The sequence below is a fragment of the Algoriphagus sp. PAP.12 genome, from assembly GCF_026652115.1.
Lineage (GTDB): Bacteria > Bacteroidota > Bacteroidia > Cytophagales > Cyclobacteriaceae > Algoriphagus.
Genome location: NZ_JAPPSQ010000006.1, coordinates 166,223 through 186,847 on the forward strand (window position 1 = coordinate 166,223; position 20,625 = coordinate 186,847).

A 20,625-nucleotide genomic window follows, 5' to 3' on the forward strand; every position below is an offset into this window, starting at 1 on the left:
GCTTAACTTGTCAAATCACCCAATCCCAAATTCCATGAATAGATTTATCAACGGTTTTATTGTTGCGGCACTTATCTTAGGTGGTGTTTGGTATTGGGTAGAAAAAAAAGAGGACAAAGACCAGATTCGGGAAGAGTCTTCACTAATTCAAGAGCAGATCGTTCAGGTTGGAAAGTTGATTGTGACAGAGGGATATTTCTCTCAGGTCTTTACATTCAAAAACTCTCAATCCATGTTTTTGGACATGATCAAGCTGGATAAGAAAGCCTTGGTTGTTGCTAATGCCAAAGCGACCGTGGAGTATGATTTGAGAAAGCTAGAAACCGAGGTAGACTTGGAAAGTAAGACCGTAAGAATCACCAAAATTCCAGATCCTGTAATCAATATTTATCCGGAGATTGAATACTACGATGTTACTCAGGATTATTTCAATCAGTTCGGAGCAAATGATTACAACAAGATCAAATCTACTGTTACAGATAGATTGAGACAGAAAATTGAAAAATCAGACTTGAAAAAAGATGCCCGTGATAGATTGATGAGTGAGCTGGTTTCCATTTATCAATTAACAAATACCATGGGCTGGACATTAATGTATCAGGAAATAGTAATAGCAGGAGAGGATCAATTGAAAGGAATTGAAAAGAATTGAGATTAATTCAAGACTTTCTCCATTAGCTTCCAGAATTCTCGATCAAACTCTGAGACAGCAAAGTCTTCATTTGGGGACTCGCCTAATCGAATGATAACCAACTTTTCACTGGGAACGATATAGATTTTTTGATCATTCTTTCCCAAAGCAGTATACATATCCAAGGGAGCTGTTGGAACCAATGAACCTGGAAATTGAAACTGACTTTGAGGCAGATGAAAACTGGATTTACCATTGAGCCACCAAAGGTATCCGTAAGATAAATTGATGTCTTGGGAAGTGTTTGTCGCGGAATTGAGGAATTCCTGAGAGATGATTTGATTACTTTCCCATTTTCCTCCCGCATAAATCATTAGCCCAAACCTTGCCATGCTTCTCGTATCGCTAAAATATACACTCAGGTCTCCCAGTTGAACCCAGGCGCCTGTCATCCCAATTTTCTCCCGAAGTTGAGATTTGAAATAGTTGTCCCAAGTTTTCCCACTCGCTTCCGCCACTACATCCTGTAACTTGACATATACATTGTGGTATGCCCAGCGAGTTCCTGCGTCTGCCTTGTAATGCAAGTTTTCAGCAGAAACATCATCTCCATAACTATCATCAATTCCAGAAGTCATGGATAATAGATGTTGAGAAGTGATTAGAGTTTCTTTTGAGAGTGGCGTACTTGTCCAACCGGTTCCCAAATAGTCCGAAACAGGCTTTGAGATGTCCAAAAGCCCCTGATCTTGAGCAATACCTGTGACTGTTGAGGTTAAAGTTTTTCCTGCGCTTGCCCAATACCAAGGAGTATTGATGGAATGTTCATTCATATATTCTTCCACTACCAGTTTTCCTTGGTGCAAAATGATAAATCCTTTGGTGTTGTTTTCTTCCAGAAAAGTCAATAGATCATCCAAAGAGGATACATCCCATCCTAAATCTTGGATTGATCTGGTTTCCCAAATTGATGAATTGATAGGAGGGAAGTAAACGGTTTCTGAGGGAATCGGAGCTGGATTGTCCTTCTTGGAACAAGCAAAAGTTGCCAAGAAAAAGATTGAAAGGAATGAAAAAATCAAGTGTTTCATAAAAGTCAATTCTATCCCTTTGACTTCATCTATTGCGTTGGGTTTAATTTCACACTTCTAGTTGTTGTAATGACCATTTTCGAAATCCCCATCGCAAGCCTTCAATAGCTTGTCTTTCAACTCTAAAAGCTTTTCAGGATATTTTGCAGCTAAATTATTTTCTTCTCTAGGGTCATCATTCAAGTTGTACAGCTCAAAGGCATTTTCCGGCAAATATGTCCTGATTTTCCAACCATCATCAGTGATCAAAGTAGGTCCGATAAAGGAGGAATAAACAACAAAATCATGATTTTCAGACCCAGCTCCGAATCCTTTCAGTTCCTCAGAAAAGGAGACTCCATCAGTTTCTAATTGTTGTTGATATCCCACCAAGTCTGCAATTGTTGCAAGTAAATCGTAATTGGCTGTAAGCCGATGAGAAGTTGCCCCGGGTTTAATGTGATTCGGCCATCTGGCAATTAAGGGAACATTGATTCCTCCTTCCAAATTACTTCTTTTCATGCCTGCTCTTCCTCCATTTCCATTGAAAATATCACCAGCCAATTCACTGTAATATTTACTTTCGAAATCATCGAATCTGACTCCGGTTTTCATATTGGTATAAGGTTTTAGCGTTCTCCCTTTTTGACCATAATAGATCTCATGTCCATTGTCAGCTGTAAAGATGACGATCGTATTTTCATCTAATCCCAATTCTTCCAATTTCTCCAAAATCTGACCCACATTATCATCTAGCAATTTGACCATGGAGGCATATTCCTTTTCGATTTGGGTCAGTCGAGGATCATTAGCAAAGTCGGGATGAACGGACGGGATAGCTACAGGACCATGCGGTAGTTGAGTTGGGAAATAAAGGAAGAATTGTTTGTCCTGATTGGATTCGATAAAGTTCAAGGCACTTTGCATAAAAATGTCCTGTGAATACACTTGTTTCCCAACCCGGTTCCAACGCTCTTTGTAAGCTTCTGCGGTTTCAGGTTCATGGGATTTGGCGGCATTTTGATAAGTGTTTCCTTCATAATAAACCATTTTCCCATTTTCAAAAAGGAAATTTGGGTAAAAACCATGAGCCCTCACGTGGTCCAAATAGCCCAAGTAATAATCCCAGCCATGCCTTTTCATCTGATAATCAGTGGCCGAAAAGCCCCATTCCAATTTCCCAATTTGGGCCGTTTTATAGCCCATTTCCTTAGCTACTTGACCAAGGAATACCTGGTTTTCAGGAATTGGTTTCAGATTCTGATTGATTTGGGATTCTATTTCCAGATAATTGGATTCATCAGCTGCTTTGTATAGGCCTCCTGCATTGATGTCGAACCCATCTTGATGGCTATCATGCAAACCTGTAATCAAAGAAGCTCTAGCAGGTGCACAAAGCATGTTGGAATAAGCTCTTTCGAATCTCATCCCTTCTTTTGCCAATCGATCAATGTTCGGAGTAGAAATGATTTCCTGTCCCTCGTGACCCAGTAGGCCTATCCCCAAATCATCTGCATAAATCAGAATGATATTGGGTTTTTCGGATTTAATCTGAAATCCGCAAAGTGAAATAAAAAGTATATAGTATAAGTATGAGTGGTTTTTCATATGGACTAAACTAAAATTCATTTCAAATTAAAAATCAATTTGGGATAAAAATAAAAGCCACCTAACCAGAATTTGGAAGGTGGCAAAAGTAAAGTCGATTAATTTGAAATATAATTAATTTCGAACTCCGAATAGGTAGATTTTTGTCTGCTGTGCATTGGTGTTTTCTGGATTGTAAAATGCATATTCCATTGATGTTTCTAAAGGTCCGGTAGGGGTGATTTTATATACTCCTTCATCAATCTTCTCAATGTTAAAATCTACATGAAATTGATCTGACATCGATTTACCTCTTGCTCCAAACCCAGCAAGTGCACTTACTTTCATTAATGGAATATTTCTTTTTTTACTATTAAAATCTGTTTTTGTAAGGACAATTAATGATTCAGGATCGACGCCTTCATCAACCCAAATGATAAAGGTAGGTTCTTGAGGGGAAACAATTGGAGATTTTCCTCCAGCTACAGATATTTCTTGTTGGGCACCGCCATAGCCAAGCCCTTTGACTTTATATTTTATTTCAGCAGTTTGGACTTCGAGTTTTGAAAGTTTTCCATCAATTAAAATCATTGGTTGGTTTTTAAATTCTGGCTTTGGAATATCCTGTGCAGAACTAAAAAAAGAATAGGTTACTAACAGTAAGCTTAGAAGTGATTTTTTCATTAAAATTAAAGATTTGGTAAGGGGGGTTAAAAATTTTCAATTGTGAAAGTCTAAATTATTATCGATTTATAAAATAGTTGTATCAATTAAAATTTTATTTAAAACTCAAACTTGCTGAGCTATAAATATTTAAAATTGATCCAATCTCTTTTGTGAGATTTAATTAAGAAAATAGTACAAATTTAGGGCTTGAAAAAATTCATAAACTCCTCCTCGGAAATCATGGGTACTCCTAATTTTTCTGCTTTCTCTTTTTTGCTTGGTCCCATTCCTTCTCCTTCGATGATAAAGTCTAGGTTTTTGGAAACCGAACTCAAATATTGTCCACCATGCAATTGGACAAAGTCTTTGATTTCATCACGCTTGAAGTTTTCCAGTTTACCGGAAGCCAAAATTCTTTTTCCAGCCAAAATCTGTGAACCGGTATTTTCTTCAGATTGGATAATTTCGAAGTTGAGACCTAGACTTTGAAGTTGCTGGATATTTTGTTGGTTTTGTTGATCTGAGAAAAATTCTTGGATGCTATGAACGAGTGTTTCTCCCACACCATTTATTTCCAATAGCTGTTCGGAGGTAGCTGCCTTAAGAGCCTGAATAGATTTGAAATGTCTGGCCAACAACTGGGCGGTATTTTCTCCGATATTTCGAATTCCTATGGCAAATAAGACCTTTTCGAAGGGTTGTGCTTTGGATGCCTTGATCCCTTCCAGCATATTGGAGATTACCCCTTCTTGGAAGGTGTTTGCTTTCAATTTTTTGATTCGCTCTCTTAATTCTTCAGAAAGTTCCTGATTCAAGCGAAGCATGATTCCATGGACAGTCCCCTCTTTGTAGCTGGCTTCCAAAATAGATTCAAAGTCCACTCGACGACCCAAGAAAATCTCCAAAACCACAGCCACAGGAACGTAGTCCTCCAATTTTGGAAGTTCTGCATGATCCTTCAATGAGTTGATCAGAAAATCGACCATTCCTACATTGGAAGGGACTTTCTTTTTCCATTTTCTGATTTGTTCCTGAAAACCTTTTAATGTTTCAAACAGTGGAAGATCTGCTGCGGACTCTAAATATTGTTGGATTTGTTTGAAAGAAATCTGCTCAGTCAAAGCAAAAAGCGCCTTTTCCAAAGTGATATAAAGCAAACCGCTGCCTTCCTTTTCGTATTGATCATGGCTCATTTCCAAGCCCAATAATTCCCTTTCTTTCTGCTCGAGCAGATAGATGTCGCTGTAATTACTGATGAATCGTTGATCAATCAAGGCTCGGATTCTTTCGGTTCCCAAGGAGTCAATATCCATTGCTCTTTTGGAGACGAAATGCTCGATTCTTCCCAAGACCTGTGGTGGGCAAGAGGCTGCATTCGGACAGTAATGTTTGGCTTCTCCTTCTTTTCTTTCCAAAGGAGTCCCACATTCCGGACAAATTTCAATGTACTGGATAGGTTGGGCTCCAGGCTTTCTTACAGATAGGTTAACCCCGGTGATTTTGGGAATGATTTCTCCTCCTTTTTCTACAAAAACATAATCACCCTCATGGATTCCCAAACGCTCAATTTCATTGGCATTATGCAGAGAAGCCCGTTTGACAGTCGTTCCTGCTAAGCTGACCGGAGCCAGATTGGCAACAGGAGTGATTGCCCCGGTTCTTCCCACTTGATAAGTGATTGAAAGTAGTTCCGTCTCTGCACTTTCAGCTTTGTATTTATAGGCAATTGCCCAACGTGGATTTTTGGCAGTGAATCCCAATTCCTCTCGTTGATCGTAATCATTGATTTTTAAAACCACTCCGTCTGTCTCTAGTGGAAGCGTATGGCGCTTTTCTCTCCATTTTTCGATGTAGTTCAATACATCTTGAATTGTCTGAGCTTTTTGATAGGTCTGGGAAACATTAAACCCCCATTTTTCAATCAAATGGATGGCCTCTGAATGGGTGGAGACTCCCAACTTATCTCCTAACAATTGGTAGAAATAGCAATTTAACCGACGTTTGGCAACGACTGAAGAGTCTTGCATTTTTAAGGTTCCAGAAGCCGCATTTCTCGGATTTGCCAACAATGCATCTCCTGCCTCTTCACGTTGTTTATTGATCTTTTCAAATTCTTTGAGAGGCAAAAAGATCTCTCCACGCACCTCAAATTTTGAAGGTATTCCTTCTCCTGAAACCGTTAATGGAATGTTTCGGATCGTCCTGACATTGGCAGTGACATCATCTCCTTTGTAGCCATCTCCTCGGGTAACTGCCCGAAGTAATTTTCCATTTTCATAAACCAAACTTATCGCCACTCCGTCGAATTTCATTTCGCAGAAATACTCATAATCAGTACTCCCTAAGCCTTTTTGTACCCTTTCATCAAAAGCTTCCAATTCCTCAATCGTATAGGTATTTCCCAAGGATAGCATCCGAGTTTCATGCTCTACAGTCTGAAATTCTTTGGTGATGGTTCCTCCAACACGTTGACTTGGGCTGTCTGGATCCAGGAGATCAGGGAATTCAGTTTCCAACCGAACCAATTCTTCCAACAATTGGTCAAACTCAAAATCTGAAATCTCTATCCGGCTTTCTTGGTAATAAAGATGGTTGTGATGATTGATTTCTTGAGTCAGTTGGGTGATTCTCTCGGCAGCTTCTTGATGAGTCATGGAAAAAAGGGTAATTGAAATTTAAATTTAAGCGGATTTGGGCAACATGTGGACTTGAAGTGGATTGAAAAATTGAAAAAATGATTCAGAAAATAGTCAAATACTGTCAGAATCAGACGATAATGTGGATTCTAAATTGGTTGTTTGACTTCTCCAGATTCAAAAATGAATCTGATATCTTTGTTCGAATGCAATTCATCAATTATGAGTAAAAAAATCAACATCGAAAATAAGATTTTGGAAAAGTCCTATCAGTTGTTTTTGAACAAGGGGTACAGGCATACCACTATGGATGATATTGCTCAGGAGCTGATGATGAGCAAAAAGACACTTTACAAGTATTTTCCAGGGAAGCTGGAACTGCTTCAAGCTTCTTTTGAAAAACTAAAAACCCGGATGACAGCCAAGGTAGAGGCGATTTTGGACAATCGTTACATCAGTTTTCCCTTGAAATTGAAGTCATCTCTTTCCGTAATTGCCCAGCATTTGGCTCCCATTAATCCAAGCTTATTTGAGGATTTGCATGAGCATGCACCTGAGGTTTGGGAGGATTTGAGAGATTATATCAATGAATCTGCTTTCGAAAGATTTCAAAAATTGATAGAGCAGGGGATCAGCCAAGGGCTGGTCAAAGAACATATCAATGTGAGTCTGGTAGTTACTTTGTATGCTTCTGCTGTCCAATCACTATTGAGTCCTAAATTTTTGAGCCAATTTCCTGAAAGTATCCAAAAAGGAATGAAAATTCCGCCTGCAGACATTTACGATCAGGCGATCACTATCATCTACAATGGGATTTTGACCGAGGAAGCAAGGGAGGAATTTACCAATGCACCTGATCCTGTTTAACTCGGATTTTTCGATAGGATTCATTAATGAGTATTTCAATTGCGATAAAATCAACCCGATTGGAAATTTTTGCATAGCATCGCTATGGTAAAATTGAAATCAGTTTTTTTGCTTTTGAAGCAATTGAGAGACGTAATAGACTTACTGTTGAATACTCCGGGTTTAATGGTTTTCCTTATCTTTGCGACCTGATATAGAAATAGAAAATTCCCCTCAATAAATGAGTAAAAATTTCAAAAGATATACCATCACCTCAGCATTGCCCTATGCCAATGGTCCTTTGCATATTGGTCACTTGGCCGGATGCTATGTTCCCTCAGATATCTATGCTAGATTTTTGAGATCCAATGGCAAGGATGTGCTTTATGTCTGCGGGTCTGATGAGCATGGAGTTGCGATTACCATCAAAGCAAAAAAGGAGGGCAAAACCCCTCAAGAAGTCGTGGATTTCTATCATTCCATGATGAAAAATAGCTTTGAGCAATTCGGAATTAGCTTTGATCACTATTCTAGAACTTCCGCTCCGATTCATCATGAAACGGCACAGGAATTTTTCAAGGATCTCTATGAAAAAGGAGAGTTCTTGGAGCAAAGTACCGAACAATATTACGATGAGGAAGCTGGACAGTTTTTAGCCGATAGATATATCGAGGGAACGTGCCCAAAATGTGGCTTTGAGCATGCCTATGGAGATCAGTGTGAAAGATGCGGCTCTTCCTTAAGCCCAACAGAATTGATTAATCCAAAGTCTAAATTGAGTGGAGGAACGCCCGTTTTGAAGGAAACCAAACATTGGTTTTTGGACTTGGCTAGGTACCAGCCATTCTTGAAAAAATGGATTTTGGAGGAGCATGCTGAAGATTGGAAAAACAATGTCTTGGGACAATGTCGCTCTTGGCTAGAGGCTGGGGATGGCTTACAGGCAAGATCCATGACTCGTGACCTGGATTGGGGCATCAAAGTTCCTTTGCAGGATGCGGAAGGGAAAGTCCTTTACGTGTGGTTTGATGCGCCGATCGGATACATTTCTTCCACAAAAGAGTGGGCAGCACAAGAAGGAAAAGACTGGAAGCCCTACTGGAAGGATGAAGAAACCAAATTGGTTCACTTCATTGGAAAAGATAATATCGTATTCCACTGCATCATTTTCCCAGCAATTTTGAAAACTCACGGTGGCTATGTGCTTCCTGATAATGTGCCTGCCAACGAATTCTTGAACTTGGAAGGAGATAAGATTTCCACTTCCAGAAACTGGGCAGTTTGGTTACATGAATACTTAGAGGAGTTTCCAGGTAAACAAGATGTCTTGAGATATGTATTGACTTCTAATGCTCCAGAAACCAAGGATAATGACTTTAGCTGGAAGGATTTCCAAGCGAGAAACAATTCCGAATTGGTTGCCATTTACGGTAATTTTGTCAATAGAGCTGTTGTCCTGACTCAGAAATATTACCAGGGAGTGATTCCTTCAAAAGGTGAATTGACTGGTTATGATCAGGAGGTTTTGGATGCTTTGGCAGAATTCCCTTCCAAAATCGCTGCTTCAGTGGAGCGTTACAGGTTCCGTGAAGCGTTGGGGATCATGATGGATTTGGCTCGATTAGGAAATAAATACCTGGCTGATACCGAACCTTGGAAGACCATCAAAACCGACGAGGTTAGAACGGCCACCATTATGAATATTGCTTTGAATATCGCTGCTAGTTTGGCGATTGTTTCCGAGCCATTCCTTCCTTTCACCGCTCAAAAGTTGGTGGATTTATTTGGAATCAAGAACCCGACTTGGGATCAAGCTGGCAATCCAAATCTGTTGGAAGAAGGAAGTAGCATTGGTCAGATGGGCCTATTGTTTGAGAAAATCGAAGACAACGTAGTAGAAGCACAGTTACAAAAATTATTAGACGCTAAGAAGATGAATGAAGCAACAAACGCACCTGTGACAGCGATGAAAGAAATTATCACATATGATGATTTTGCAAAATTGGATATGAGAGTGGTGACTATTTTGGAAGCTGAAAAAATGCCTAAATCCAAAAAGCTGATCAAGTTGAAAGTAGATACTGGATTAGGTCATAAAACCGTGTTAAGTGGAGTTGCTGAGCATTTTGAGCCTGAGTTTTTGGTTGGAAAGCAAGTGACTATGCTGATCAATTTGGCACCTAGAAAAATGATGGGAATCGATTCTGAAGGAATGATCCTGATGGCAGAAGACAAAGATGGAAAACTGAAATTATTGACTCCTCATGAGGGTACTGCAAGTGGATCGACGATAAGTTAATCTTTAGTATCCAGAAAGAAGTATCAAGAGCCAAGAGTTTAGTCTCTTGGCTTTTTATTTTTCGCAGAAATCATAATGAACCCAACCATCTAGCAAGCTGGACATCATGGACCAGATATCGGTCTTCGTCTTTGATTATCAATTCGGATTTTTCCAGAGCTTTCAATGCGGTACGAACAGAACTAACCGCGCCCAAATTGTGATTTTGAATAAACTCTTTGGAAAAAGGATTGATCAAAGGTTCCTCTTTTGCTACGGCTTTCAAAACAGTCCACTGGGTTCGGGTAAGAATTCTCTGAAAATTGGAAAAAACAGCCTTTTGTTGCTCCAAAATTTCTTCAAAAACCTCTTGCGCTTTGGATTCATCTACAGATTGATAGTCTCCGTATAAGCGGTTGCAAGTCAATTGAATAGTGAAAGTTTGGCCTCTACTCCAGGAATAAATCAATTGGATGGAATCGGCATCGATAGTTTTATCCGCCTCGGTAAAAAAATGTTGGATAAATTCCGTATAAGATTTCAACTCAATTGGCCGAAGGGACTCCAAAACTGCGCTTTGATAAAATGGGCGTTTTGTTTCCATAAACATGGCTTCCATCATGCCTCGATGACTACCACTGAAAATGAATCTGATATCGGGGATTTGCTGAATCCAAGTTCTGAAAACTGCTTCTCCTTTTTCGTTTTCAAATGTGCTGATTTGCTGAAATTCGTCAATGGCTATGATTACTCTTTTCTTCCTTGTTCTAAGAAAATCACTTAATGAAATCAATGAGTCTTTAACTTTTTCAGGCTGATTAATTTTAAGAGCTATTTCGGGCAAACCAGTCAGGCTATTAAATTTTAATGTCGCCCCAATTGATGCTAGTAGATTTTGGATAGATTGGTTGATGCCATTTTTTGTTCTCCCATATTTTTCAAAAACCGCAGCTGAAATTGCCTGAATAGCTTCTTCCATGTTTTGGGTAGCAAGAAGATCAACATAAATAGTTTCGTAGTCATTGGATTTGCTTAAGTCCTCAAAAAGCCGGTGGATCAATGCAGATTTGCCCAACCTTCTCCAGGCATATAAAACAATATTTCTTTCGTTCTCAATATGGGATTTGAGTTGGGAAAGTTCCTTTTCTCTATTACAGAAAAATTTTTTTCCATTATATCCGGTAATAACAAATGGATTCGAAGGATTTTTCATAAAAAATCAAGAAATAATTGTTGTGTTGTAAAATACGTTGCGTAATTTACGCAATAAAAAATGGATAAAAAAATAGTGGGAATTTTTTGAATCTCTCTGATTTTGGGTCTTGATTCTTGTGTCTAGGGTTTTGATTCTAAATCAATGAAGCGGTCTTTTCTTGATCATTCCGCCTTTTGTGTCTTTGATCGGATACTGGATTACGAAGGCTTTCGGGTCTATTTTATTGATTTCAGTTAAAACTCCTGTGACTTCCAGTCGAGTAACCACACAGAAAAGCACGTTTCTATCCGGGTTTTTAGCTTTTTCACCAAATCCTCCATCTGCTTTGAATGCAGTAACTCCCCGTCCCAAATCATAGGTGATTTTCGCTTTGATATCCTCTGAATGTTCTGAAATAATCATTACTCCGATGTATTCTTCCACACCATTGATTAGGAAGTCTACCGTTCTAGAGGCTGAGAAATAGGTGAGCATGGAATACATTGCCGTTTCCAAATTGACGAAGATGGCTGTGACGATAAAAAGGCAAACGTTAAATACTGTAATAAAATCCCCGACAGTCAAACTGGACTTTCTAGAAACCTGGATTGCTAAAACCTCAGTTCCATCAATAACAGCTCCTCCCCGGATTGCAAAACCAATTCCACAACCTAAAAAGAACCCTCCAAAAACAGCGATCAATAGTTTATCGGCAGTGATTACGGGAAGCTCGATATAGTGAACCAAAAGCGCCAGAGTCAGAATGGCTAATGTACTTTTGATAGCGAAGGAAAAAGAGAGTTGTTTATAGCCTAGGTAAATAAAAGGAAGGTTTACCAAGATTATCAAAAGCGAAAGATCAAGCGGTGTCAGCATTTCAAGTAAAAGCGACATCCCCATAGCTCCTCCATCAAAGAATCCATTGGGAAGAAGAAACCCTTTCAAACCAATACTGGCCATGATTACTCCAATTCCAATAAATATGACATCCTTCACCAAGCGCATTGTTGTCACCCTCTTGACAAAGGCTGCATCCTGAATTTTTAAAATTCGCTTTACCATGTTCGAAATTACTGCAAAAATTAGAATTGGGAAGATTTTTAATGGACAGATTAAGAACTTAATAGTAAAATCTAACTCGGGTTCATGTTAAGGATTTTGATAAAAAGGCTTTTAAAATTTATCTTTTATTCAAAAAAACCTTTTATTTTTTGAATTACTGGCAAATTAGGTTAAATTATAAAGCGACTCTAAATTTTTGATTTGTATGAAAATAGAAGGATATAATGCCTCTGAGCATTATGATGAAATGTTTACGAACATTGGAGAAATCCGCCCACATTATGAGGAGTTTTTTCAAAGCCTAAAAAAGATTCCAATAAGGAAAATGAACCATTTGCAGTTTTCAGCAAATCAGACACAACGAGCAATGGGGATGACTTTTAACGTGTATCATGACAATCAAGGCTTAGAAAAAATTTTGCATTTAGATATCATTCCAAGGATCATTCCCAATGACGAATGGTTGAAGCTAGAGGCTGGATTAAAGCAACGTACTTATGCTTTGAATCTTTTCCTTCAGGATATTTACAATGATCGAAAGATTTTAAAAGATGGGATTGTCCCTGAGGATTTGATTTTAGGGAGCAAGGATTATTTGAAACCCTGCATTGGGTTGACTCCTCCGAAGGGAATTTGGTGTCATATAACTGGGACAGACCTCATAAAAAACAAGGATGGTGAATATTATATTCTAGAGGATAATTTGAGATGTCCTTCCGGGGTGTCTTATATGCTTGAAAGCAGAGAAATTATCAAACGAGCCTATCCCAATATTTTTAATCAAAAAGGCATTCGTCCAGTGTCCGATTATCCTGCTAAATTGTTAAAAATGCTTCAGCATTTATCCAATAAATCCAAGCCTGTAGTGGGGGTTTTAACTCCTGGGATTTATAATTCAGCCTATTACGAACATTCCTATTTGGCATTGCAAATGGGGGTGGAATTAGTAAATGGTGTGGATTTAATCGTTGAGGATAAAAAGGTCTATATGCAAACTACAAGAGGGCTGGAGCAGATAGATGTTCTTTATCGGCGAATTGATGATGCATTTTTGGACCCGTTGACTTTTAGATCTGACTCAATGTTGGGAATACCGGGAATTTTTGAAGCATATAAAGCAGGAAATGTGGCATTGGCAAATGCTCCTGGAACAGGAGTGGCGGATGATAAAGCAGTGTATGCCTATGTGCCAAAAATTATCAAATACTACTTAGGCGAGGACCCGATTTTGAATAATGTGCCTACCTATCTATGCAGAGAGGAGAAGGATAAACAATATGTATTGGATCATATTGAAGAACTGGTTGTCAAAGAAACCAATGCAGCTGGAGGTTACGGCATGTTGATAGGTCCTAAAGCCACCAAAGAAGAGCATTCCAAATTTCGAGATTTGATTAAATCCAATCCTACCAATTATATCGCCCAACCTACACTTTCACTTTCAACTGTTCCATCTTTAACAGAAGAAGGAGTAATGGGAAGACATGTGGATTTGAGACCCTATATTTTGTATGGGAATGAAATTGAAGTGATTCCTGGTGCTTTGACAAGGGTGGCGTTGAAAAAAGGCTCATTGGTTGTTAATAGCTCTCAAGGGGGAGGAAGTAAGGATACTTGGGTGTTGTATAATTAAATTCAGAATTTATGTTAAGTAGAGTAGCTAGCCATATTTATTGGCTTGGAAGATATCTAGAGCGTGCGGAAAATTATGCCCGATTTATTGATGTGAATTTCAATTTGATGCAGGATTTACCTGTAGATTTGAAAGAACAATGGCAGCCGCTGGTTGCCGCGACCGGAGATTGGGAATTGTTTCAAACACTATATTCTGATTACGGAAAAAATCAAATTTTGTACTTTTTGGCATTTGATTCGGAGAATCCAAACTCCATGCTTTCATCTATCATGAAATCTAGAGAAAATGCCAGAATCATCCGAGAAAACTTGAGTAAAGAGACCTGGGAAAAAGTCAATGAGCTTTACTATATGATGTTGGAAGGCAAAGACAAAAAGATTTGGAAAAAAGCAGATCCCAGGTATTTCTTTGAGCGGATCAAAAACCAGATTTTATTGATTTATGGGATTGCAGATAATAGTGTTGCTAGAGTAGAGGGTTGGTATTTTCGACAGCTGGGACAGTTTTTGGAAAGGGCTGATAAGACTTCCAGGATACTAGACGTAAAATATCATATTTTGCTGCCTTCTGGACAAGATGTTGGGACTCCCCTTGATTTTCTTCATTGGATGGCTTTGCTTAAATCTGTGACAGGATTCAATACCTATCGAAGAGTATATGGTACAATTGATCCTTCTAATGTTGTAGAGTTTTTGGTATTGAATAAGTACTTCCCAAGATCCATTTATTATTGTCTTAAAGAAGCAGAGTATTGTCTACATCATATTTCTGGAAATCTTGATGGAGGGTTCAAAAACCCTGCAGAGAAGTCAGTTGGAGAGCTTCGGTCCAGATTGGAGTTTGCAGAAGTCTCAGATATTATTGGTTTTGGACTTCATGAATATTTGGATAATCTGCAAATAAAGCTCAATAATTTATCAGATTTGATCGACAGTACTTACTTTCGACTCCGAGATAATTTTATCTCCCAAACAAACGATCAATAATGACATTTTGCATTGGCATCAAGACCAAAAACGGTTTGGTCGGCCTTTCTGATTCAAGAATTACTTCTGGAAACGAAACCACGTCTTCTAAAAAGGTTTTTACCGTCAATCGGGAGAAACATTCCTTTTTTATCATGACTAGCGGCTTGAGATCAGTTAGAGATAAGGCGATTACCTATTTTTCAGAGGTTATCGAAAAGCAAGATGAATCTTTCACCAAGCTGTTTCATGCGGTTAATGAGTTTGGAAATCAAGTAAAGGTGGTAGCTCGAGAGGATAAGAAATTTCTAGAGGAGGCAGGTCTACATTTTAATTTGTTTTCGATCATTGGGGGACAATTAGAACATGATACAGAACCTAAATTATACTTGCTGTATCCTCAGGGAAATTGGATAGAAATCCGAAAAGGAACTCCCTTTGTGATTATTGGAAATACTGGGTTTGGAAATCCAGTTCTGAAAAGGTCCTTGCATCATGAAGATTCTCTGGAGTATGCTTTAAGATGTGCATTTTTGGCTTTTGACGCCACGAGGATATCTGCCAATGATGTGGACTTCCCTATCGATACAGTTGTTCTCAAAAATGATGAGTATTTCATCACCGAAAAGCGATTTGAGCAAAAGGAATTAGAGCATATCTCTGCTTTTTGGAACAATAGGCTGAAAAATGCGATAGCAGAATTACCTGCCGATATCTTGAATTCCGCTATTGGGGAAGAAAATCAGACCGTTGAAAAAGAAGAGGCCTGATAATGCTAATTCAAGTTAATCATCTGACTGATTATCAATATTCTGATCTCGTTGGGTTGGGGGTTCATAAACTATTTTTGGTTCCTCAACATAGACCATATTTTAGAATTGAACACCAAAAGATACGGATTGAACCTGGACCAGTAGATTCGAATTTCAGACAGGATTTAGCTGGGAATTGGTATCAACAGGCTTGGTTTACGGGTCAAACAGAGAATCTTAAAATCAATACTGAATGGATTTTCCGAATGGATGCATTCAACCCATTTGGTTTTATCCTAGATAAGAATTTCGAAGATTCCGCTTGGAATGAAGAATATCCGATTTTCAACTATCAGGAGATTAAAGGCTTTCTATTGCCTTTTTTACAACAATTGTCAAAAAAGGACTTTAGAGAAGTAATAATTCCTTTAAAGAAAGGATCAGAGGGACTCGTAGATTTTTTGGTGAATTTGACACAAAAGATTTATGATGATTTCAAGCATAAAATCAGACATGAGCAAAATATTTGGCCACCTGATTTGACTTTCGAGCGGCATGAAGGTTCATGCCGAGATTTGGCTTTATTACTAATCGAAATCCTAAGGTCTATGGGGATTGCTTCCAGATTTGTTTCAGGATATGCCTTTAATCCGGACTTGGAAGATGGGCATGAATTGCATGCCTGGGTGGAGGTTTATCTTCCGGGTTCAGGTTGGGTTGGGTTGGATCCGAGTTTAGGTTTGTTTTCAGACCATCGATACATCCCCTTGGCTGTCCATTCTGATCCATTTTTGACTATGCCTGTGCAGGGAGCTTATTTAGGATCAGCCCAATCTACCTTACATACACATGTTGATGTCAAAGTGATCCGACCTTGATTAGTCTGCTATCACGGCATTTTCATGAGGCATTTGAAACATTTCTTCATCAAATTCCTCTTCCTGTAAAACTACATCTCCAAAACTTACTTGATATCGGATATTGCTTGTGGAATCACCATCGAGTATGTATCCTGTTAAGATTCTAGGAAAAACCAAACCGCCGGCGTCTCGGTAATCTTCATATTTCAGGGCATTGAATGATTTATTCTCTGGATCAAAGAATGTAACTCTGTAGATGAGCCATTCTAATCGGTTGGTATCTGGATTGATTAGGAGAAAATATTGATCATCGGGACTATCTCCTGTGCCAGAATCAAAACTTGCTCTGAAGGTTTCATAAGATTGTCCGTTGAGAGTTCTGTTCTCGATTTTTTCAACCTTCACTCCCGGGTCAGTTAGGATATAAGGGATATTGAAAAAGTAAAAATATAGGTTGTGATAAAATCTCACGGATCTACCTGAAAAAGCTTCTCTGTTTGGACTAATCCATACATTTTTGCCATCAAATCCAATCTGAAAATTCTCAGAATCCACTAGGCCTTTTCTAGATTGAAGATTGAAAAATTGGTTCTCCCGAGTCATGTTGGTTTCATGGAACAAAGTGAAAGATAGGCCTTTGGAATTAATCCATTTAACCCAATCACCATGCGCATCTAACACTTTTTTAAAGTCTGAATTTACTTCTGGTAATTTTTTCTCTGGATTTTTACAAAATGATAACCCAAGTAAAAGGATGAGAAAAAGGTTTTTGAGTTTCATGATAGGGTGATTTGATGCTGGCAATTTAGACACTTCGGGATTTTTTTACATGAATTTTATAAAGAATGATTAAACGCTGAATGTAGTTCTCAGTCTAAGCAGAATGATTATTAAGAATTATTCTTAATTATTTTTAGAATCATTCTTAATAATCGGAATTCTATATTAATTTTGACCAAATCTAAATAAGCCTATCCTATGTCTCAGAATTCAACTCTTTGGAAGAAAACTAGATCTGCATTTCGCAAGGTCCATTTATGGGCTGGTCTTATCTCCGGTTTAATTGTTATTGCAGTTTGTTTGAGTGGTACCATCTACGTTTACAATACTGAAATCAGAGAATTGGCGGATTCTGAGAGGTATTTTATCGAAGAAGGTGAGACTAAATTGTCCTTGGATGAGATCAAGTCCAAAGTTGAGACTGATTTGAATGGGAATGTCACATCTCTTTTCGTAATGGATGGGGATGACAGAACTGTTCAAGTGGGTTTATTAAAAGAAGGCGAAAAGGGTAGAGGAACCACCTACTATGTTGATCCATATAATGGGGATATTGTGGCAGATAATTCTGAAAGATCTGGTACAGAGGAATTCATGGGCTATATGTTTTCATTGCACCGTTGGCTATTGATTGATAAAATAGAAGAGCCGATTTTGGAAAGTATGGGCAACCGTGAATTGGGTAGACTGATCAATGGTATCGCGACTTCCCTGTTTTTGTTGGGAGTGATCACTGGGATAGTAGTTTGGGTTCCACAAAAAGCCAAAAGCTGGAAACAAGGATTGAAAATCAAGTGGAATGCAAACTGGAAACGTGTCAACCATGATTTGCATAATACCTTGGCTTTTTATTCTCTATTTATCCTTTTTGTAATGTCTGCAACGGGACTTTTCTGGTCCTTCGAATGGTATCGCGAGGGATGGCAAAAGACTTGGGATACTTACAGTCCTCCAAGACAAGGTGCTCCGGCTGGTCAAAGAGGTGGAGGTCCTGAAGGCGAAAAAGAGCAAAAAGCTGAAATTCCAGTTTTGGATTTCTCTTTGGACAAAGCTGTAGCTGTTGCTAATGAGGCTCTACCGTATGATGGAAATGTGAGAATATCCATTCCTCAAAACGGTTCTCAGGATATTTCAATCAGCAAATATTCAACTGCTTTTTTTGCAAAAGCTGGTTCAGATCAGGTTTCCCTTGATCAAAGCTCATTGGCTGTCAAAGAGACGAAACTCTTTTCTGATATGAGTACTCGTCAACAAATAGGTAGGTCTGTGAAAAGTCTTCATACAGGTGAAATTTTTGGTCCTTTCACTAAATTTCTATGGTTCTTAGGTTGTTTAATCGCCACTTCACTTCCTATTACTGGGACACTGATTTGGTTGAATAAAAAGAAGAAAAAATCTTCGAGAAAAAAGGCACAGCCAGCTCGAAAAGTAGCTGAGATGGCATAATCTTTCTGTCTTTCAGCTATTTTTCTAAATATTTAAGCAAAATTTAAGAAGGAAATGTGCCTTTGCATTTCTGTATATCTGAATTTTGCAACATGCGAATCTTAGTAGTAGAAGATGAACCTGGAATCTCCAATTTTCTCAAACAGGGATTGGAAGAAGAAGGCTTTGCCGTAGATATTGCCGACAATGGAAAATCTGGTTTGGATTTGGCCCAATCCGGAGAGTATGATTTGCTCTTACTTGATTGGATGATTCCCGGCTTAAGTGGAGTCGAGTTGTTGAGGCAATTCAGAAAAGAAGATACTACTACTCCAACTATTTTTTTGACAGCGAAGGATACAGTAGATGAAACAATTTTTGGTCTGCAGGCTGGTGCAAATGATTATATTAAAAAGCCTTTTCACTTTGAGGAATTACTTGAGAGGATAAAAGTTCAGCTGAGAGGAAGGAACGTACCATCAGAGGAATTGAAATTGGGACCTATCAAATTGATTCCATCAAGTTTTCAGGTATTCAAAGGAGAAAAAGAAGTGACTTTGACTCAAAAGGAATTTTCGCTTTTGGAATATCTAATTCAGCATAAAAACAAAGTTTGTAGCCGGACAAAAATCATTGAAAGCGTCTGGGATATTCATTTTGAATACAATACAGGAGTTATAGACGTATTTATCAATTCCTTGCGAAAGAAATTGGATTTGAATAAGGAGGAAGATTATATTCAGACAGTGCGTGGAGTAGGATATATGGCCAAAGACCTATGAAAAATACGTACAGGCAACAGATAGCAATGAGACTCACAGGAGTCACTGCACTGATTATTTTGTTGGTGTTTGCGATCATTTATGTGGTTGTTCGGGTTACCGTTGTTTCATCCATTGATAGAGAACTCCAATTAGAAACGGACAAGCACAAAAGCCAGATTTTCATCGTGGATGGCGAGATTCGATTTTCTCATAAAGATGAGTGGCAAGAGCAGGAGCATAGTCAGATTCAACTCAATCCTATTTTTATCGAAATCGTGGATGCTAGTGGAGAAAGTATGGACCGTTCCCCAAATTTGCGTGAAAACCATCTCGACTTTTTTCCACAAAAAGCAGGTAGTGGTGAAGCTTGGACTCATAGAACAGGAGCTAGGGAATTGCGTCAAATGCAGATTCCATTGATGAATGGAGCTGAAAAAGAAGGGTATTTGTTGGTGGCAAAATCATTTGAGGACATTAGAACACTTTTGAATAATCTTAGGAACGTTCTTTTGTTATTGTATCCAGGTATTTTGATTTCGGTTTTTTTGGTAATGAGATATCACGCTGATAAAAGCATTGAGCCCATCAGATCCATTATCAAAAAGACAAATTTGATCACACAGAGTAATTTGAATGAAAGAATTCCTTTGATCAAACCGAATGATGAAATTGGTCAATTATCTTCTTCTATAAATAGTTTGCTCAATCGACTTGAGAGTGCTTTGAAACGAGAGAAGCAATTTACTTCAGATGCATCTCATGAATTGAGGACTCCATTGGCTGTGTTAAGAGGAACTCTAGAGGTGTTGATTCGAAAACCCAGAAGTCAGGAAGAATATGTTGAAAAGATTCAAACTTCCCTTCAATCAATAGATAGGATGACTGCCATTACTGACCAGCTATTGGCATTGGCAAGAGCAGATGTGGGAAAACTTCATGAAGTAGAAGAGTGTGAATTGATGGCTTTCTGTGAGGAGTTTGTTTCTGAAAAAAGTCAGCAGACTGGAAGAGAAATTGAATTGGCATATGAATTGGGAATGCCGATTTTTGTTAAAACTAATGAGAAGGCATTGAGACTGATTTTGAATAATCTTTTGGGAAACGCATTGAAATATTCCGAAGCAGAAAGTCCGGTCATTTTAAAAGTAAGTAAGCCAGAATCAGGGGTGAAAATAGAAGTGATAGACCAAGGAGTAGGGGTAGCCGAAGAGAACCTGGAACGCATTTTTGATCCATTTTTTAGAGAAAAGGAGGATAACTCAGAGGGCAAACAAGGAACAGGCCTGGGATTGGCTATTGTCAAAAAGATTTCTGATGAGCTTGGTCTTAATATTCAGGTTTTCAGCCGAAAAAACGAAGGGTCTACCTTTTCTATTGGCTTTCCTGCCGAATTTCAATCTTAAGGAAATCTTAAGTAAATACTAAAGGTATCCTAATTCCCTGTTGTGATCTTTACGGTACAATTTGATACC

General features: G+C 38.5%; 17 protein-coding genes. 10 read left to right on the forward strand and 7 right to left on the reverse strand.

Annotated elements, in window-relative coordinates; all coding sequences use genetic code 11:
• Nucleotides 1-34: 34 nt before the first annotated feature.
• Nucleotides 35-652 carry a DUF4230 domain-containing protein gene (locus O0V13_RS09585; RefSeq protein WP_268034759.1) on the forward strand — a complete coding sequence of 206 codons (618 nt, stop codon included), beginning with the start codon at nucleotides 35-37 and terminating at the stop codon, nucleotides 650-652.
• Nucleotides 653-654: 2 nt separating this feature from the next.
• Here the strand turns inward: O0V13_RS09585 and O0V13_RS09590 are convergent, their stop codons facing one another.
• From O0V13_RS09590 to ligA, 4 genes are all read right to left on the reverse strand, one after another.
• Complete coding sequence (locus tag O0V13_RS09590; RefSeq protein ID WP_268034760.1) at nucleotides 655-1,722, reverse strand: serine hydrolase domain-containing protein; 1,068 nt, start codon at nucleotides 1,720-1,722, stop codon at nucleotides 655-657.
• 57 nt (nucleotides 1,723-1,779) lie between these two features.
• Entirely contained in the window at nucleotides 1,780-3,309 is a 1,530-nt protein-coding gene (locus tag O0V13_RS09595; protein WP_268034761.1) for an arylsulfatase, read from the reverse strand.
• 114 nt (nucleotides 3,310-3,423) lie between these two features.
• Complete coding sequence (locus tag O0V13_RS09600; protein WP_268034762.1) at nucleotides 3,424-3,972, reverse strand: hypothetical protein; 549 nt, start codon at nucleotides 3,970-3,972, stop codon at nucleotides 3,424-3,426.
• Nucleotides 3,973-4,154: 182 nt separating this feature from the next.
• Nucleotides 4,155-6,608, reverse strand: a complete 2,454-nt coding sequence (ligA, locus tag O0V13_RS09605) for an NAD-dependent DNA ligase LigA (protein WP_268034763.1) — start codon at nucleotides 6,606-6,608, stop codon at nucleotides 4,155-4,157.
• Between the two features lie 204 nt (nucleotides 6,609-6,812).
• Between ligA and O0V13_RS09610 the strand changes: the two genes are divergently transcribed.
• Together O0V13_RS09610 and metG are read left to right on the forward strand one after the other, a co-directional pair.
• Nucleotides 6,813-7,457, forward strand: coding sequence for a TetR/AcrR family transcriptional regulator (locus O0V13_RS09610; RefSeq protein WP_268034764.1), 645 nt, complete (start codon nucleotides 6,813-6,815; stop codon nucleotides 7,455-7,457).
• Nucleotides 7,458-7,677: 220 nt separating this feature from the next.
• Nucleotides 7,678-9,735, forward strand: a complete 2,058-nt coding sequence (gene metG / locus O0V13_RS09615) for a methionine--tRNA ligase (protein WP_268034765.1) — start codon at nucleotides 7,678-7,680, stop codon at nucleotides 9,733-9,735.
• Between the two features lie 70 nt (nucleotides 9,736-9,805).
• On the opposite strand, the gene O0V13_RS09620 is transcribed toward metG, so the two are convergent.
• Entirely contained in the window at nucleotides 9,806-10,927 is a 1,122-nt protein-coding gene (locus O0V13_RS09620; protein ID WP_268034766.1) for an AAA family ATPase, read from the reverse strand.
• A 141-nt stretch (nucleotides 10,928-11,068) separates the two neighbouring features.
• Nucleotides 11,069-11,971 (reverse strand): YitT family protein, encoded by a 903-nt coding sequence (locus tag O0V13_RS09625; RefSeq protein WP_268034767.1) that lies wholly within the window; start codon nucleotides 11,969-11,971, stop codon nucleotides 11,069-11,071.
• Nucleotides 11,972-12,176: 205 nt separating this feature from the next.
• Here O0V13_RS09625 and O0V13_RS09630 point away from each other — a divergent pair, with 205 nt between their 5' ends.
• From O0V13_RS09630 to O0V13_RS09645, 4 genes are read left to right on the forward strand one after another with little or no spacing between them, the layout of a single operon-like run.
• Nucleotides 12,177-13,604 carry a circularly permuted type 2 ATP-grasp protein gene (locus O0V13_RS09630; protein WP_268034768.1) on the forward strand — a complete coding sequence of 476 codons (1,428 nt, stop codon included), beginning with the start codon at nucleotides 12,177-12,179 and terminating at the stop codon, nucleotides 13,602-13,604.
• Nucleotides 13,605-13,615: 11 nt separating this feature from the next.
• Nucleotides 13,616-14,593 (forward strand): alpha-E domain-containing protein, encoded by a 978-nt coding sequence (locus O0V13_RS09635; RefSeq protein ID WP_268034769.1) that lies wholly within the window; start codon nucleotides 13,616-13,618, stop codon nucleotides 14,591-14,593.
• Entirely contained in the window at nucleotides 14,593-15,342 is a 750-nt protein-coding gene (locus O0V13_RS09640) for a peptidase (RefSeq protein ID WP_268034770.1), read from the forward strand. Before O0V13_RS09635 ends, O0V13_RS09640 begins: the two co-directional genes overlap by 1 nt.
• 2 nt (nucleotides 15,343-15,344) lie before the next feature.
• The gene (locus O0V13_RS09645) at nucleotides 15,345-16,202 is read left to right on the forward strand and encodes a transglutaminase family protein (RefSeq protein WP_268034771.1); all 858 of its coding nucleotides are present in this window, start codon (nucleotides 15,345-15,347) and stop codon (nucleotides 16,200-16,202) included.
• Here the strand turns inward: O0V13_RS09645 and O0V13_RS09650 are convergent, their stop codons facing one another.
• Nucleotides 16,203-16,964: a DUF6503 family protein gene (locus tag O0V13_RS09650; protein ID WP_268034772.1), complete on the reverse strand. Its 762-nt coding sequence runs from the start codon at nucleotides 16,962-16,964 to the stop codon at nucleotides 16,203-16,205.
• Nucleotides 16,965-17,162: 198 nt separating this feature from the next.
• On the opposite strand from O0V13_RS09650, the gene O0V13_RS09655 reads away from it, so the two are divergent.
• The 3 genes from O0V13_RS09655 to O0V13_RS09665 all read left to right on the forward strand — a co-directional run bounded on the left by O0V13_RS09655 (nucleotide 17,163) and on the right by O0V13_RS09665 (nucleotide 20,556).
• A complete protein-coding gene (locus O0V13_RS09655; RefSeq protein ID WP_268034773.1) occupies nucleotides 17,163-18,410 on the forward strand; it encodes a PepSY-associated TM helix domain-containing protein in 1,248 nt (415 codons plus the stop codon).
• Between the two features lie 92 nt (nucleotides 18,411-18,502).
• Nucleotides 18,503-19,171: a response regulator transcription factor gene (locus O0V13_RS09660; protein WP_268034774.1), complete on the forward strand. Its 669-nt coding sequence runs from the start codon at nucleotides 18,503-18,505 to the stop codon at nucleotides 19,169-19,171.
• On the forward strand, nucleotides 19,168-20,556 hold the full coding sequence (locus O0V13_RS09665; protein ID WP_268034775.1) for a sensor histidine kinase: 1,389 nt from the start codon (nucleotides 19,168-19,170) through the stop codon (nucleotides 20,554-20,556). Before O0V13_RS09660 ends, O0V13_RS09665 begins: the two co-directional genes overlap by 4 nt.
• Nucleotides 20,557-20,625 lie beyond the last annotated feature (69 nt).

What these genes read in the sequence shown, in the direction of transcription:
- O0V13_RS09585 (WP_268034759.1), top strand. Translation starts at nt 35, where the DNA reads ATGAATAGATTTATCAACGGTTTTATTGTTGCGGCACTTATCTTAGGT.
- O0V13_RS09590 (WP_268034760.1), bottom strand. Translation starts at nt 1,722, where the DNA reads ATGAAACACTTGATTTTTTCATTCCTTTCAATCTTTTTCTTGGCAACT.
- O0V13_RS09595 (WP_268034761.1), bottom strand. Translation starts at nt 3,309, where the DNA reads ATGAAAAACCACTCATACTTATACTATATACTTTTTATTTCACTTTGC.
- O0V13_RS09600 (WP_268034762.1), bottom strand. Translation starts at nt 3,972, where the DNA reads ATGAAAAAATCACTTCTAAGCTTACTGTTAGTAACCTATTCTTTTTTT.
- ligA (WP_268034763.1), bottom strand. Translation starts at nt 6,608, where the DNA reads ATGACTCATCAAGAAGCTGCCGAGAGAATCACCCAACTGACTCAAGAA.
- O0V13_RS09610 (WP_268034764.1), top strand. Translation starts at nt 6,813, where the DNA reads ATGAGTAAAAAAATCAACATCGAAAATAAGATTTTGGAAAAGTCCTAT.
- metG (WP_268034765.1), top strand. Translation starts at nt 7,678, where the DNA reads ATGAGTAAAAATTTCAAAAGATATACCATCACCTCAGCATTGCCCTAT.
- O0V13_RS09620 (WP_268034766.1), bottom strand. Translation starts at nt 10,927, where the DNA reads ATGAAAAATCCTTCGAATCCATTTGTTATTACCGGATATAATGGAAAA.
- O0V13_RS09625 (WP_268034767.1), bottom strand. Translation starts at nt 11,971, where the DNA reads ATGGTAAAGCGAATTTTAAAAATTCAGGATGCAGCCTTTGTCAAGAGG.
- O0V13_RS09630 (WP_268034768.1), top strand. Translation starts at nt 12,177, where the DNA reads ATGAAAATAGAAGGATATAATGCCTCTGAGCATTATGATGAAATGTTT.
- O0V13_RS09635 (WP_268034769.1), top strand. Translation starts at nt 13,616, where the DNA reads ATGTTAAGTAGAGTAGCTAGCCATATTTATTGGCTTGGAAGATATCTA.
- O0V13_RS09640 (WP_268034770.1), top strand. Translation starts at nt 14,593, where the DNA reads ATGACATTTTGCATTGGCATCAAGACCAAAAACGGTTTGGTCGGCCTT.
- O0V13_RS09645 (WP_268034771.1), top strand. Translation starts at nt 15,345, where the DNA reads ATGCTAATTCAAGTTAATCATCTGACTGATTATCAATATTCTGATCTC.
- O0V13_RS09650 (WP_268034772.1), bottom strand. Translation starts at nt 16,964, where the DNA reads ATGAAACTCAAAAACCTTTTTCTCATCCTTTTACTTGGGTTATCATTT.
- O0V13_RS09655 (WP_268034773.1), top strand. Translation starts at nt 17,163, where the DNA reads ATGTCTCAGAATTCAACTCTTTGGAAGAAAACTAGATCTGCATTTCGC.
- O0V13_RS09660 (WP_268034774.1), top strand. Translation starts at nt 18,503, where the DNA reads ATGCGAATCTTAGTAGTAGAAGATGAACCTGGAATCTCCAATTTTCTC.
- O0V13_RS09665 (WP_268034775.1), top strand. Translation starts at nt 19,168, where the DNA reads ATGAAAAATACGTACAGGCAACAGATAGCAATGAGACTCACAGGAGTC.